This is a genomic window from Variovorax sp. KBS0712, from assembly GCF_006323185.2.
In the GTDB taxonomy this organism is placed as follows: Bacteria; Pseudomonadota; Gammaproteobacteria; order Burkholderiales; family Burkholderiaceae_C; genus Variovorax; species Variovorax boronicumulans.
In genome coordinates this window covers 15,034-28,737 of the sequence record NZ_VCCD02000001.1, presented here as the reverse complement: position 1 = coordinate 28,737, position 13,704 = coordinate 15,034, and the positions used below count along the sequence as shown (strand labels likewise).

Annotated in this window: 17 protein-coding genes; 7 read left to right on the top strand and 10 right to left on the bottom strand. The window is 67.4% G+C overall.

All coding sequences use genetic code 11. From position 1 onward, the window contains the following. Window positions 1–26 precede the first annotated feature (26 nt). Together FFI97_RS00170 and FFI97_RS00165 are read left to right on the top strand one after the other, a co-directional pair. Entirely contained in the window at window positions 27–920 is an 894-nt protein-coding gene (locus tag FFI97_RS00170; protein ID WP_139703065.1) for a LysR family transcriptional regulator, read from the top strand. Between the two features lie 49 nt (window positions 921–969). Beyond that, window positions 970–1,365: a hypothetical protein gene (locus FFI97_RS00165; RefSeq protein WP_260684859.1), complete on the top strand. Its 396-nt coding sequence runs from the start codon at window positions 970–972 to the stop codon at window positions 1,363–1,365. Window positions 1,366–1,428: 63 nt separating this feature from the next. Here the strand turns inward: FFI97_RS00165 and FFI97_RS00160 are convergent, their stop codons facing one another. Then, window positions 1,429–2,850 carry an FAD-binding oxidoreductase gene (locus FFI97_RS00160; RefSeq protein WP_144004322.1) on the bottom strand — a complete coding sequence of 474 codons (1,422 nt, stop codon included), beginning with the start codon at window positions 2,848–2,850 and terminating at the stop codon, window positions 1,429–1,431. Window positions 2,851–2,953: 103 nt separating this feature from the next. Here FFI97_RS00160 and FFI97_RS00155 point away from each other — a divergent pair, with 103 nt between their 5' ends. Next, window positions 2,954–3,670, top strand: a complete 717-nt coding sequence (locus FFI97_RS00155; protein WP_095745771.1) for a winged helix-turn-helix transcriptional regulator — start codon at window positions 2,954–2,956, stop codon at window positions 3,668–3,670. Between the two features lie 18 nt (window positions 3,671–3,688). Here FFI97_RS00155 and FFI97_RS00150 read toward each other — a convergent pair whose 3' ends face one another. Together FFI97_RS00150 and FFI97_RS00145 are read right to left on the bottom strand one after the other, a co-directional pair. Next, window positions 3,689–4,075 (bottom strand): VOC family protein, encoded by a 387-nt coding sequence (locus FFI97_RS00150; RefSeq protein ID WP_095745770.1) that lies wholly within the window; start codon window positions 4,073–4,075, stop codon window positions 3,689–3,691. A 152-nt stretch (window positions 4,076–4,227) separates the two neighbouring features. Beyond that, a complete protein-coding gene (locus tag FFI97_RS00145; RefSeq protein ID WP_260684858.1) occupies window positions 4,228–5,022 on the bottom strand; it encodes a phytanoyl-CoA dioxygenase family protein in 795 nt (264 codons plus the stop codon). Between the two features lie 30 nt (window positions 5,023–5,052). Here FFI97_RS00145 and FFI97_RS00140 point away from each other — a divergent pair, with 30 nt between their 5' ends. From FFI97_RS00140 to FFI97_RS00125, 4 genes are all read left to right on the top strand, one after another. Next, on the top strand, window positions 5,053–5,562 hold the full coding sequence (locus FFI97_RS00140) for a hypothetical protein (protein ID WP_139703064.1): 510 nt from the start codon (window positions 5,053–5,055) through the stop codon (window positions 5,560–5,562). Between the two features lie 59 nt (window positions 5,563–5,621). Next, window positions 5,622–6,824, top strand: coding sequence for an ankyrin repeat domain-containing protein (locus FFI97_RS00135; protein ID WP_144004321.1), 1,203 nt, complete (start codon window positions 5,622–5,624; stop codon window positions 6,822–6,824). A 36-nt stretch (window positions 6,825–6,860) separates the two neighbouring features. Continuing rightward, window positions 6,861–7,103 (top strand): ankyrin repeat domain-containing protein, encoded by a 243-nt coding sequence (locus tag FFI97_RS00130; protein WP_144004320.1) that lies wholly within the window; start codon window positions 6,861–6,863, stop codon window positions 7,101–7,103. Between the two features lie 80 nt (window positions 7,104–7,183). Continuing rightward, the gene (locus tag FFI97_RS00125) at window positions 7,184–7,615 is read left to right on the top strand and encodes a VOC family protein (protein WP_139703062.1); all 432 of its coding nucleotides are present in this window, start codon (window positions 7,184–7,186) and stop codon (window positions 7,613–7,615) included. A 36-nt stretch (window positions 7,616–7,651) separates the two neighbouring features. On the opposite strand, the gene FFI97_RS00120 is transcribed toward FFI97_RS00125, so the two are convergent. The 7 genes from FFI97_RS00120 to FFI97_RS00090 form a co-directional block, all read right to left on the bottom strand. Next, entirely contained in the window at window positions 7,652–7,843 is a 192-nt protein-coding gene (locus FFI97_RS00120) for a hypothetical protein (RefSeq protein WP_139703061.1), read from the bottom strand. Between the two features lie 102 nt (window positions 7,844–7,945). Continuing rightward, window positions 7,946–8,368, bottom strand: coding sequence for a GNAT family N-acetyltransferase (locus tag FFI97_RS00115; RefSeq protein WP_139703060.1), 423 nt, complete (start codon window positions 8,366–8,368; stop codon window positions 7,946–7,948). A gap of 77 nt (window positions 8,369–8,445) precedes the next feature. Next, entirely contained in the window at window positions 8,446–10,953 is a 2,508-nt protein-coding gene (locus FFI97_RS00110; RefSeq protein ID WP_139703059.1) for a TonB-dependent siderophore receptor, read from the bottom strand. A 129-nt stretch (window positions 10,954–11,082) separates the two neighbouring features. Continuing rightward, a complete protein-coding gene (locus tag FFI97_RS00105; protein WP_260684857.1) occupies window positions 11,083–12,078 on the bottom strand; it encodes a FecR domain-containing protein in 996 nt (331 codons plus the stop codon). After that, window positions 12,075–12,599 (bottom strand): sigma-70 family RNA polymerase sigma factor, encoded by a 525-nt coding sequence (locus FFI97_RS00100; protein WP_139703058.1) that lies wholly within the window; start codon window positions 12,597–12,599, stop codon window positions 12,075–12,077. The genes FFI97_RS00105 and FFI97_RS00100 overlap by 4 nt, the downstream gene beginning before the upstream one ends. A 73-nt stretch (window positions 12,600–12,672) precedes the next feature. Further along, on the bottom strand, window positions 12,673–13,044 hold the full coding sequence (locus FFI97_RS00095; RefSeq protein WP_139703057.1) for a VOC family protein: 372 nt from the start codon (window positions 13,042–13,044) through the stop codon (window positions 12,673–12,675). A 57-nt stretch (window positions 13,045–13,101) separates the two neighbouring features. After that, on the bottom strand, window positions 13,102–13,701 hold the full coding sequence (locus FFI97_RS00090; RefSeq protein WP_139703056.1) for a hypothetical protein: 600 nt from the start codon (window positions 13,699–13,701) through the stop codon (window positions 13,102–13,104). Window positions 13,702–13,704: the final 3 nt, after the last annotated feature.

The window sequence follows — 13,704 nt, the reverse complement described above, 5'->3', positions numbered from 1 at the left end:
GAATAGTTTGAATGCCAGGTATCGCCATGAACAATTTCAGCCGCCTCGACCTCAACCTGTTGGTCACGCTCGACACCTTGCTGGCCGAGCGCAACGTGACCCGCGCGGCCGAGCGCCTGAACCTTTCGCAGCCCTCGGTGAGCGTGCAGCTCGCCAAGCTGCGCGAGCTCTTCGACGACCCGCTGCTCGTGCCCGCGCAGCGCGGCATGCGGCCCACCGCACGTGCCGACGAACTGCGCGAGCCGCTGCGCGAAGCCCTCGCATCGCTGGGCCGCGCGGTGGCGCCCAGCCAGCCCTTCGATCCGGCCAAGGCAACCACCACCTGGCGCGTGGCCGCGGCCGACTACGCCGAGTCGGCCATCCTGCTGCCCGCGCTGGCCGGCCTGCGCGCGGCCGCGCCCAACACCCGGCTGGCCGTGGTCGAGGCCGTGCCGACGCGCATGGCGCGCCAGCTCGAGCAGGCGGAGATCGACCTGTTCTTCCACACCAGCGTCGGTGCGCCACCCGGCCTGCACCGGCGCGTGCTGTTCCACGAGCGCTACGTGCTGGCCGGACGGGCAGGGCACCCGCGCCTGAAGCGCCGCCCCACGCTCGCGCAGTTCTGCGCGCTGGAGCATGTGGTGGTGTCGCTCAGCGGCGGCGGCTTTGCCGGCCCCACCGACGAGGCACTGGCGGCGCAGGGCCTCACGCGGCGCGTGGCGCTGTCGGTGCCGCACTTTCTTTTCATGATGTCCGTGCTCGCCAGCACCGACATGGTCGCCATGCTGCCCGAGCGCCTGGCGCGCGGCGCGCCGGGGCTGCGCATGGTGGAGGCGCCGCTGGAGGTGCCGGGCTACGAGATGGCGATGCTGTGGCACGAGCGGCGGCATCGCGACCCGGGGCATCGGTGGCTGCGGGAGCAGATCGCCCGCAGCTTGTAGCGCCGGCTGGCGAGCCAGTCGCCCCCTTTGCCGGCATCGGCTTTTCGCCATGACGACGCAGAGCTTGCCGCTGCGGGCGTACAGTCGAAGCGTGGGCCTGTCGGGGCTCTCTCTGCACGAATGGAGGTCGAAGATGGCCCAGCACGCAATTACCGCGGTTCACTTCAAGGACGGAAAGGTGGACCTCGTCGCCATTCACCCGGTCGTGGAGAAGGAGTTCGGTTCGACGGAATTTGCCCTTGGCACGGCACAGCGCGTCAGCGTCGGCGAATGCGTCAAGCTCCTTGCGGCCGGCGAGGAGGTGTGCCTGGCCCGGCGCACTGAAAACCACGGCTGGGAAGTCATTTGCGACGCTCGGCTCTTGCCGGGCGGGACCGCTTTCGCCGGCGTCGACATCCTGGACCGTCCCACGGATGCCTTGCTGCAGCTTCCTGCGTGGGACTAGGTCACCGGGCGCCCGCGCTGGATGCACCTTTGAAGGGCAGCAAACGAGTCGTCGCCGATCGGGTCAGCCGGAGACACTCTTTGTGTGACGGAAGAAGTTCTCGGGGTCGTACCTGCGCTTGAGCGCCGCGAGTTTGTCCAGGTTGGACCGGCCGTACGCGGCTTCGATGCGGTCCTGACCCTCTTCCTCCGTCAGGAAGTTGATGTAGGCCCCGCCTGTCGAGCAGGCGCGCGTCGCTTCGAAGCAGTCCCGCGCCCACTGGATGTGGATGTGGTCGTCGCCCGGCTTCTCCCAGGAGCCCGCGATGTTCAGCACATAGGCCGCGTCCCGGTTGCCCGCCGGCGAATGCCCGGCAGGCAGCTCGCCCAGCGCACCCTGTATCTGGAACAGGAGGATGGCCGAATGGGGCGATTGAATCCGGCCCGCATGCGTCACGGCGAGGTCGATGGTCCGCTGATCGATGCCTGGCAGGTAGTGCGACTTCCAGTAGTAGCGCCGTCCCTTGGGCTGCGTGGCGTCGAGCAGGCTCTGCATCTGCGTGTAGGGCCGGCGCGTCACGATGTCGGCCACTGGCTGGCCAAGCCCGCGCAGCGGTGCGATCAATGCCTCTCCTTCTTCGACCTTGCCGGTGTAGCAGACGAAGATGGCCACGATCGGCTTGCCGTGTACCTCCTTCGGGAGCCAGGGGGCCGGCGGCGCGATCCGCAGAACCGCCACGCTGGTCAGTTCGCGCGGGGCCTCTGCGCTGAACGCACGGTAGGCGTCGAGAACCTGCCGGGCGTCGTCGCCGCTCCATGCGATCGCACCGCCCAGGATTTCGGGGCCGACGGGAAAGAGCCGGTACTCGAAGGAGGTGACGATGCCGAAGTTGCCGCTGCCACCACGCAGCGCCCAGAACAGGTCCTCGTTTTCGTCCGCAGACGCACGCAGGACCTCGCCGCCGGCCGTCACGACCTCCATCGAGACCACGTTGTCGCAGGTCCAGCCGTGGCGACGGGTGAGGTAGCCGAATCCGCCGCCGACGGTGAGGCCTGCAATCCCGGTGGCAGACACAAAACCGAGCACGGCGGCGAGCCCGTGCAGCTGTGTCTCGCGGTCGACGTCGCCCAGCGTGCAGCCCGCTTGTGCGCGCGCCGTGCGGCGCGCTGGATCGACCCAGACGCCTCTGAGCAGCGACATGTCGATCATGAGGCCGCCCTCGCAGACCGCAAGCCCTGCGATGTTGTGGCCGCCGCCGCGCACGGAACTCAGAAGCCCGTGCTGGCGCGCGAACCGGACGGCCTGCACGACATCGACCGTGCCGGTGCAGCGCGCCACCAGGCCCGGGCGGCGATCGATCATCGCGTTCCAGACCTTGCGCGACTCCTCGTAGGCCGGGTCCTCCGCGGTCAGCACCTGGCCTTTGAACGTGGCCTTGAACGACTGCAGGATCTCCGGCGAAAGGTCCACGGTCCCGCCGTCCATGCGTGTGAGTTGGATCGTCATGAGTCGTCTCCGAAAAGAGTGAGGAAGTCGGGGGCAGCTTGCGCGTGACCAGGCGGGCGAACAAGTCCAGAATCTGAAGCGTTGCCGCTCTGGAGACGAGGCGATGGAAAATACCTACGGTCAGTTCTGCACCGTCGCCAGGGGGGCCGAGGTGTTGTGCGAGCGATGGACGCCGCTGGTCGTGCGCGAGTTGCTGTGCGGCAGCAAACGCTTCAACGACCTGCATCGCGGCGTCCCGCGAATGTCCACCAGCCTGCTGGCGCAGCGGCTTCATCGCCTCGAGGAATTCGGTGTCGTGCGCCGCAACACCGTCGGCAAGGTGTGGGAATACAGCCTCACCGAGGCCGGCGAGGAACTTCGACCCATCGTCATGGCGCTGGGCCATTGGGGTGCGCAGTGGATCGGCAGCCGCCTGCGCGACGATGAACTGGATGCGGGCCTGCTCATGTGGGACATGCGCCGGTTCGCGTGCATTCAGGAGTTCCCGCCCCGACCCGTGATCATCCACTTCCAGCTGCGCGACGCACGGACGCGCGAGCGCACGTGGTGGCTCGTGGTGGAGGACGGCGTGGCCGATCTGTGCCGCGACGACCCGGGGCGCGAGCTGACGCTCGTGGTCGATGCCTCCGTGCGCGCCTTGACCGAAGTGTGGACGGGCGATCGCACGCCTGCGCAAGCGCTTCAGTCGCGCGAGATCCGTGTCGATGGGGCGAGGTGCGACGCGCAAGACCTGTGGCGGTGGCTGGGCACCAGCGTGTTCGCCTCGACGCGTCGCGCTGCGGGACGGAAGTTGCCGGACGGCCAATCTCTGGCGCCGTAGCTGCTCACGGCGAGCCAGCTACGCCGGCGCAAGGTCCTCGTGGATGCACAGGAAGTTGCCCTCCGTGTCCTTGAACCAGGCCGCCTTTTCCGAACCGAGCACGCAGACATGGTCGACCGTCTTCAGATCGGGAAAGTCGTAGTCCTCGAACACCACGCCGGCGCGCTTGAGCTTGTCGATGCTGGCGGCGATGTCCGGCACCTGGAAGCTGATCGCCGTGTGATCGGCCTTCGTGCCCTCGGGTTTGGGGAACAGTGCCAGCGTGCTGCCGCCCACCGTGTAGACGAACTTGCCGTCGGGCCGCAAGCCACCCGCCTTCAGGCCCAGGCAGCCTTCGTAGAAGGCACGCGCGCGGTCCATGTCCTTCACGGGAAGCATGGTCGTGACAGACGAGTCGGACAGCATGGTGGGTCCTTTCGCACAGTTCGGCGCAGCGGGTGCCGCTTGGCGGCATGGCCTTGGCTGGCCGGGTGGTGGTCAGCTTACGCCTGAGGCGGGTGCGATGCCAGTGCGGTGGGTAACCTGTTTGGTGATGCGAGGCCCTTCGCGAACTCGCCTTAGGTGTTCAGGAAGCAGCGCGTCGTCGCCATCATCCGCACGTTCTTCGTCGAGTTGACGGAGGGCGTGTGCAAGAGGCGCAGGTCCATCAGGAAGACATCGCCTGCGCGCCCTGACATCTCGACGAGGCCGAGGCCCAGTGGATGGAGGCTCTGCGCCAGGTCGCCGGTCGTCTTCAGAAGCTGCCGAAGCTCGGAGGCAGCAACCCGCCCCGGTGTGCCGACGCGATGCGATCCGGCCAATGCCAGCGTCGCGCCGCCGCCGGGTGCCACGTCGTCGATCAGGAAGAAGGCCTGGATTCCCGGCAGCGGATCTTGCGGTCGGGTCGAGACGTCGACGTGCCAGTTCAGGCCCGTGAGGGTCGAGGCGCCTTGAAGGGGCGGGGACAGCAGCAGCTGCGTGTCCTGGATGGCGGTCGGGGCACGTCCACCGAGTCGGGTGACGCAGTCGATCAGCGCCGGCGTCACCAGCGCTTCATGCACGCCGGGCACCTTGACGAGCGCCGACAGCTTGCCGATCTGCTGGAAGACGGGGAGTTTGTGCAGCGCGCCGGGCAGGCTCCTTCCGCCGGACAAGGCTTTCAGGCGCTTGATCTCACCGAGCAGCTTCTGCCGCAGGCCCGCGATCTGCTTGTGCGGATGGAAGCCTTCCAACCGCACATAGCCCTTGTCGGTGAAGAAGTCGGTGTGAGAGGGAGTCATGGCTTGAAGCGGCCGCGCAGTCCGCCAATGAACGTCGCGCGGCGTGGAAGCAAGAATACAAGAGCGGCTGCACAGGGCGAGCATGGCTAACATCGGCCGAAAGCAGATCAAGGAGGACGCAGGATGACGGTGGTGGCAGAGACTTTGCGGATGGCGACGCTGCAGCAGCTCGGCGCGTCCGCGCCCTTGGTGCAATTGGCGATGGGCGAGTGCCTCCATGAAGTGTTCCGCACGGTCTGCCTGGGGCCGCCGTTCCTTGCGTACCACGGCGCCCGCGCACCCGACGGGCCGCCATGGGTTCCGCTGTGGGATCGCGGCAGCCGGGTCACGGGTGTGCGCGCGCATCCGGGCGGCCTGGAGTTCGTCGAGTTCAGCGTGGAAGACCCTCGTGCGTTCGAGCGCATCGCGTTGACCGAGCAAGGCTTCTGGGTGACCCGCTTCGACGTGCTGTATGAAAACGATGTGCCCGAGAGCGTTCTGCACGAGGCCGCACGCCGGGTCAGGTTCCGGTATCTGGATCAGCACCTGGCTGCGAGGGAAGAGGCCGAGGAGCGACTGAGCACCTTCAGCGATCACCGCCTGTGGCTGCAAGGCCTCGTGGCGGACATCGATCGACAGGCCAGCGAGGCCTGACCGCAGTGTTCACACGAAACCTATTCTTTCATTGGTGCATCGCCCTCGCATCAGCTCTCATGCTCCACATGCCGGCGCACCCGGCCGAGGCCGAACCCGCTCGCGACACGACGTCCGCGCAAGCGCAGATCGCGTTCTTCGATGCCGTGGAGCGCGGTCGCCTGCGCGAGGTCGAGGCATTTCTTGCGCAGGGCTTTGGTGTCAACGATGTGCAGGGCTACGGTTTCAATGTGGGCGACTCCCCGTTGATGAAGGCCGCGCAGCAAGGCAACGCGCAGATGGTGAAGTTCCTGCTGCGTCGCCATGCCGATGTGAACTACCACAACGTCAACGACGGTGAGACGGCGCTGTTGCGCGCAGCCAAGTTCGCGGGCTCGGGCGGCGCCAGCGATACGCACGCCATCGACTTCCGCCAGACCCTGGCGCTGCTGCTGAAGGCGGGCGCGAACCCCGACACGCCCGATCGCAACGGCGGTCTTCCGTTGTTCTTCGCGCCCACGACCTGGGTCATCCAGGCGCTGCTGGCTGCGGGCGCGGACCCCAATGCTGCGACCAGTAACCCACCGCTGATCGAGCACGCGCATGACCCTGCGCGCGTGCGGGTGCTGCTGGCCGCCGGCGCGCGGCCGGATGTGCGCGATGCGCAGGGCGTGTCGGCGCTGGCGGTGGCGGCGGAGAAGGGCCGCCTCGAAAGCGTCCGGCAGCTCCTGGCGGTCATGTCGCCGGATGCGGTGCGGGGCACCGATGCCGACGGACACAACGCGCTCGATGCGGCGGCCAGGGGTGGCGATGCGGGGATCGTTCGCCTGCTGCTGGCGCAGGGCCTGCCGGCGACCGAGCGCGCCGTGCGTGCAGCGGCGACGCAGGGGCATCTGCAGGCCGCCCGCCTGCTGCACCGGGCCATGGACCCGCCGCAGTGGCCGACCCTCGAAGCGGGGGCACCGGCCGAGGCGCGGGTCTATCTGCTGATCCTGCAGCAGAGGCCAAAGGAGGCCCTGGCCGCCTATCGCGCCTTCGAAGCCGTCGCGTGCGGACGCATGACGCCGTTGGCGTCGGCGGTCGATGCCGGCAACGTGGAGGCCGTGCGCGCCTTGCTGGCCCTGGGCGTCGACGTGAACCACCAGACCCCCGCGCCGCTGCGCAGCGAACTGGTGCCGCAGCCGCAGACCTCGTCGGGGCTGCCCCGCCTTGTCCATGTGCTGCCGCCTCCTTGCAACGACGCTTCGCTCGCACCGCACGCAGGTTCACCGACGTTGCTGTAGGCCACGCTGCCTGTCGGCCGGTTGCTGTTCGCACCCGTGCCCGGCACTGAAAGCGCCTTGCCGCCGGCGGCGTTCTGGACGGACAACGCCTTGATGCGCGCCGTGGCGCGCAACAACCTCGAGATCGCGCAGCTGCTGGTGGCCGCCGGTGCCGATCCGACGCTGCGAAGCAACTACTCGCCGCACGCCTCGGCGCAGGCATGGCTGCAGGCGCACCCGCCATCGCGCGGCGCGTCGCTGGCCGCATGGAAGAAATTGCTGAAGCTGAGTCGGCCCTGAGATGCAAACCCTGTCGCTCGATATCCGAGGTTGGCTTTGGTAGATTCCGCCACTCCGACCTCCACCGACAGGAGCGCTTCATGAGTACACAAAAAGAATTGCATCGCGGCCGCCTGATCGACCACATCGGACTGGTCGTTCGCGATCTGGCGGCCAGCAAGGCTTTCTACAGCGCCGTCTTCGAGGCGCTGAAGATCCCGATGGGCGGCTCCGACGCGCGCAACTTCTGGGCCGACGAACTGTTCGTGTCGACGCGCGACAGCGACGAAGTGCAGGGCGAACTCACCGGGCGCCACCACATCGCATTCCAGGCGCAAGACCGGGCCATGGTCGACGCCTTCTACCAGGCCGCATTGGCGCATGGAGGCCGGGACAACGGCCCGCCGGGTGAACGCGCCTACCACCCGGGCTACTACGCGGCGTTCGTGCTGGACCCGGATGGCAACAACATCGAGGCCGTGTTCCACGGCGAGGCCGATCGCAGTGCGGCTTCGGTGCGGATCAGGTTCTGATCCGTTCGAGGTACGTCGTGACGGCGAGGGCGGTCGTCAGGCCCAAGGGTACTTTCCCTGCAGCGACGCCAGCTCGTCCTGTTCTGCCTGCGTAAGCAGGGCGCCGAGCCGCAGCTTTCGCTTGAGGCTGCGCAGGCGCTTCAGGTCGTGTCGGAGCCAGAAAACCGTGCCGCCCAGCAGGACCAGGAGGCCGATGGCACCCCCTACGAAGTTCAGTTTTTCACTCATGCGTGACGCGTCCAGCGTTCGCCCGTACCCACGCAGTCGTTTCGGGGTTACTCATCATCACGCGGCGTTCGTTGTGTCTCTCGCATCGGGGCCATGCACTGATCAAAGAGCCTGCCCGGAGCGAGGACGAGCCTTTTTGAACAGCACTGTCATTTCTTCGCTCGGGCTGCGATAGCCGCATGCCTCGAAGAATCGCTTCGCATTGCCCAGCGCCTTGACGTAGACAGGGACACCAGGAAACTCCGCTTCAACGGCGCTCAGTAGCGCCCGGCCGATGCCCGAGCCCTGGGCGTTCGGGTGGACAACCAGTTCACCGAGCATCGTCGTGAATGCCCCGTCGCTGAAGGCTGAGACATAGCCGAGAAGCGCACCGCTGTCTGCACGTGCGTGGACGACGAGCGGGTAGGCCCGATGGGAGCGTTCGAACGATGCTTCGTCGTACCCGCTGCCCCAACCGACCGACGCCATCAGATGGCCAAACTCCTGCCAGGTGACGGTTCGTTCGTTCGAAATCATGTAGTTCATGCCAAGGCGATTTTCCGCGCTTTGGTAGCGAGAGACCGAAAAAGGGCCACGCCAACCGCGTGCCCCTTCCCCACAACTCACAGCTTCGGCGTGTACTTCACCGTGAACAGCACGTTGCGCGGATCGCCGTAGTTGTTGTTCCCGTTGGCCTCGCTGTAGGCCGGGATGTAGTAGCGCTTGTCGAAGATGTTGTTGATGTTGACGGCCAGCGCCACCTCCGGCGTCAGCTGGTAGGCCAGGCGCGCGCTCCACACGGCGAAGCCGGGCACCTTGTACGTGCGGTCGTAGCCCAGCGTGTGGCTCTGGATGCTGAAGCCGCCGCCCACGCTGAGCCGGCTCCAGTCGCCCGGTAGCTGGTAGTTGGTCCACACGCGCAGCATGTGCTTGGGCGTCCACTGGCTGAAGATCTTGCCCTTGTTGTCCGGGTCTTCGAGGAACCGGGTGGTGTTGTAGGTGTAGCCCGCCGTGAGCTGCAGCCGCGGCGCGACCTCGCCGCTGACTTCGGCCTCGAAGCCCTGGCTGCGCACCTTGCCCGACGACTTGGAGCAGTACCAGCCATCGCACGCAAAGCCGCCATCGCGGTCGGTCACGGCGCGGTTGGTGTGGTTGTAGCGGAACACGGCCAGCGAGGTGTTCAGGCGGCCGTCCATCAGCTCGCCCTTGAGGCCCACCTCGTAGTTGCTGCCGATGATGGGCTTGAGCCCGTCGCCCGAGACGGTGCGCTCGGTCTGCGGCTCGAACACGTCGGTGTAGCTCGCGTAGGCCGACCATTGCTTGTTGAGCGCGAACACGAGGCCGACGTAGGGCGTCACTTCGCCCGACGTGGAGACGGTGCTCGTGAAGCCCGCGGACTGGCTCGAATAGAGGTAGTCGTACCAGCTCAGGCGCGCGCCGACGATGGCCGTGAGCGGCTCGGCCAACTGGGCCCGCCAGCTGCCGTAGATGCCCTTTTGCCGCACGTCGTAGTGCGTGTGGCTCTTTCCGCCGCCGGCGGCCATGATGGTGTCGTAGTTCTGCGCCGGGCGGTTGTGGTCGATGGCGAAGATGTTGCCGCCGCCGCTGAACCGGCGCGCATACCGGTCGGTCGACTCGAACTTCGAGTAGTTGGCGCCGATGGTCAGGTCGTGCTGCATCGACAGCGCGTCGAAGCGTCCGCGCAGGTAGACGTCGAAGCCGAGCTTGCGCGAATCGAAGCGGGTGTCCCAGTCGGCGAAGTTCAGCCCGCTGCCGTCGGCCGCGACGTCGCCGTGCATGCGCTGGTGCTGCGCGCTGTTCTTCTCGTTCATGCCGAGCGCGGAGAACTTCAGCTTCCACTTGTCGTTGAAGCGGTGCTCGGCGTCGACATACACCGTGGTCTGCTCGATGTCGCTGTGGTTCCACAGGGCACCTGTGAACACGGAGCGCGGCAGGCCGATGTCGGTGCCGTCCGGGTAACGCGGAAAACCGCGCAGCATCGGACGCCCCTTGGCGTGCGAGTGGCTCACGCCGAAGCCGACGGTGGTGTCGGGCGAAATGTCGTAGTCGATGGCGCCGTAGAGCGAGCGCGTCTTGCGCCACACGTAGTCGGTGAACGAGTGGCTGCGGTCTTCGTCGACCACCACGCGGCCGCGCAGCGTGCCTTCGGCATTGAGCGGACCGCCGGCGTCGAGCTGCGCGCCGTAGTGGTCCCACGAGCCCGCCTTGCCGGTGAGCGTGAGCGTCTTCTCGGGCTGGCCGCGCTTGCGCACGAGGTTGATTGCGCCGCCCGGGCTGCCGGTGCCTTGCAGCAGGCCCGAGGCGCCGCGCAGCACCTCCACGCGATCGAAGAACACCGTGTCTTCGGTGGCCCAGTTGCCCAGCGAGTACATGTTGCGCGGCACGGGCACGCCGTCGTATTGCCAGGCGTCGATCTGGAAGCCGCGCGACGTGAGGACCATGCCCGGCCCCACGCCCTTGACGCCCACCACGCCCGTGACGTTGTTGACCGCGTCGCGCAGGTCGACGAGGCCCTGGTCGTCCATGCGCTGGCGCGTGATCACGCTGACCGATTGCGGAATGTCCTTGAGCGCCTGCTCGCCCTTGCCGAGCGTCAGCGCGCGCGCCGTGTACGAGCGCGTGCCTTCGGTGGTGGCGCTGCGTTCGGCCTCGGCCGTGACGGTGACTGGTGCGAGTGTGGTGCTGCCGTCGGCGCCGGTGTCTGCAGGGCCGCCGATGCTCGAGCGGCGCAGCGCATACGAGCCGCCCGCGCCACCCGCCGCCTCGAGGCCCGAGCCGGCCAGCAGCCGCGCGAAGCCTTCGCCCACAGCGTGCTGACCCTGCAGGCCGGGCGAGCGCTTGCCCTGCGCGAGGGCCGGCGGGATCGTGATGCTCACACCGGCAGAGGCGGCGAAGCTCGACAGGGCCTCGTCGAGTGGGCCGGGCGCGATGTTGTAGGCCTTGCGTGTTTCGGCTTGCGTGGCCTGTGCGTTGGGCGTGCCCGGCATCTGCGCGGCGACCGTCCCGGCGGCGGCGCACGCCATGGCGAACAGCGCGCCATGCACGGCGATCGACAGTGCACGCAACGAGACGGCGTCGGAATCAAGGGGGGACGGTCGGCGAGGGGCCATGGGTTTCTCTCTCTCCTGCAAGGGTGTGAAGTTGCTGTTCCTCAAGGCTTCACACGCGAGGAAAGAAAAGGGGACAGGCCGCGACAGAAAAAATCGCAGCGGCCGAAATCGCTGCCAGCACCCGACGCCTCAACCGCCCGGCGCCACCACCGTGACCCAGTAGCGCGTGCGAAAGAGCACGTCCACCGGCAAGGCCTGCGGCAGGCTGTCGAGCACCGGGCCGGTGTCGCGCAGCTGGAACACGCCCGACACGCGCAGGTCGGCCACGGCCGGATCGCAGCGCAGCACCCCGGGCCGGTAGCGGCCCAGTTCGGCGAGGAAGTCGTGCAGCCGCATGTTCCTGGCGCGCAGGACACCGCGCGACCAATCGTCGGCATCGGCGGCTGCCGCCGTGATCTCGCTGATGGCCGTCGAAGAGAACATGGCCTGCTCGCCGGCACGCACCACCGCTGCCAGACTGCGCGCGTGGTCGGGGCGAACCTCGACCGCGCCGTCGAGCACCGTCAGCTGGCTGCGATCGCCTTCGTGCTGCCGGACCACGAAGCGCGTGCCCAGCGCACGCAGGCGCCCCTGCGCGGTCTCGACGATGAAAGGGCGGTAGGAGGCGTCGGAGGAGGGCACGGCATCGGGTGCCGTCTCGATGAGTATTTCGCCCGCATGCAGCCGCACCACGCGCTGCGTCGCGCCGTAGGCCACGTCGATGGCCGTCGCGGTGTTGAGCTGCACGCGCGTGCCGTCGGCCAGACGCAGTTCGCGGCGTTCGCCAGTGGCGGTGCGGTGGTCGGCCAGCCATTCGCGCGCCGGTGATGCGCGCCAGGCCAGCCAGCCGGCGGGCGCCGCGGTCAGCAGCACGGCGAGCGCCTTGGCGGCGGTACGGCGGTCGCTTCGCACCGCTCGGCCCAGCACCGGCATCGACAGCGCGCCCGGCAGCCTGCCGAACTTGCCACTGACTTGCTCGGCGCGCTGCCAGGCCGTTTCGTGCGCGGGGTCGGCCGCCCGCCAGCGCGTCCATTGCGTGCGATCGGCCGCCGTGGCCTCGCCCGACTGCAGCAGGACGAACCATTGCGCCGCCTGCAGGGCGACGGCCTTGTCGACCCCGACCGTCATCGTGCGTTGCACCGTCACGCGACCAGCAGGATGCAGCGGGCCATGGCCTCGGCCATGTAGCGCTTGACGGTGCGCTCGCTCACGCCCAGCTTCGTTGCGATCTCCGCATAGCCCAGCCCTTCGAGCTGCGCCATCAGGAAGGCCTGGCGCACCGGCGGCGCCAGGCCGTCGAGCATCGCGTCGATCTCCTGCAGGGTTTCGAGAATGATCGCCTGCTGCTCGGGCGAGGGCGCCAGCGGTTCGGGCAACGCGCTCAAGGCCTCGAGGTAGGCCTGTTCCAGCGAACGCCGGCGGTACAGGTTGGCCAGCAGCCGCTTGGCAACGACCGTCAGGTAGGCGCGCGGCTCCCGCAATTGCCAGTCGCACTGCTTCTCGGGCGTGTGGTCTGGCGCGGTGAGGATGCGCAGGAAGGTGTCTTGCGCGAGGTCTGCCGCATCGAAGGCATTGCCGAGCTTCCTGCGCAACCAGCCCTGCAACCACCCGTGGTGCTCGCTATAGAGGGTGTGGATGTGCGGGTGCAGAGCGGGATCGGCGGCCATGGCGGACGTAGTGCGGTGGCCAGGCCATCAAAATAAGAATTATTCTCATTGTATGACGAGTGTGCACCAATGGCTACGTTCGGGGCTGCTGCACCAGTTGAAGCTCATTGCCGGCGGGGTCGCGCAATGTGGCGAGGATGCCGCCCCAGGACTGCGGCTCGGGGAGGCCGCTGAAGGCGACGCCGCGTGACGAGAGTTCGGTGTACTTCGACTGGATGTTGTCCACGTCGAAAGACAGGCCTGTGAAGCGACCTACCAGGGCCAGGTCTTCTGGCGGGGCATCTGCTTCGACACTTTCGACCACCAGGCTCATGGGTCCTGCGTCGAACACGCAAAAGCCCTGATCGCGGCCGTCGGCCTTCAGGGGCAGGCCGAGGATCTCTTCATAGAAGCGGGCGGCGAGGGCGAGGTCCTGGACGAAGATGCGGGCGGTGTGAAGCTGCATGGTGTCTCCTGGCCAAGGGGGAGGCGCGTACTGCCGAATGGCGACCGTTCGAGACGCTCACTTGCCCTCGGATGACGGTGTCACGAAGGTGGCAATCGATGCCAAACCTCGTGCGTCCAGGTCCGTGCATTCGGTCCACCGACGACTTTCCGGATCGGTTCGGTCTCGGGTAGACATTGCAAGCGCGACGATCGGACCTCCAAGCGCGCTCGCAACGGCATTCGCTTTGGGGCTTGTCCCGAGAACACCCGAGATATAGAAGAAGCGGCGCTCACCCGTTCTGAGTTCGATATCAGCGGCGTGACTGCTGGAGGCCATTGTCGCGAGGCGATAGGTGCCGGGCGAGAGCACCAAGGCGGTGTACGCGCCCGACGGGAGCCTCGCCGCCGCAGTGCCATTGATGGCCGCAACAACCTCGGTGCTGTCGTGAGGTGCCCTCAGCAGATAAAGAATGGACTTATCGGGAGGAGCGTCGATCCAGGTGATTTCCTGGGGCTTCTTGAAGCTGGCGGTATTGGCGCACCCCGTGAGAAGCGCGAGTGAGGCGGCCAAGGCGATAAGGGCGCGCGGTGTTTGAGCGACCTGTGCACACGCACTGCTCGATGAAAGAAAACGCATCGTCGTCCAGCCGCGCCGCCATGAGCCGAAGGTATGCATGCT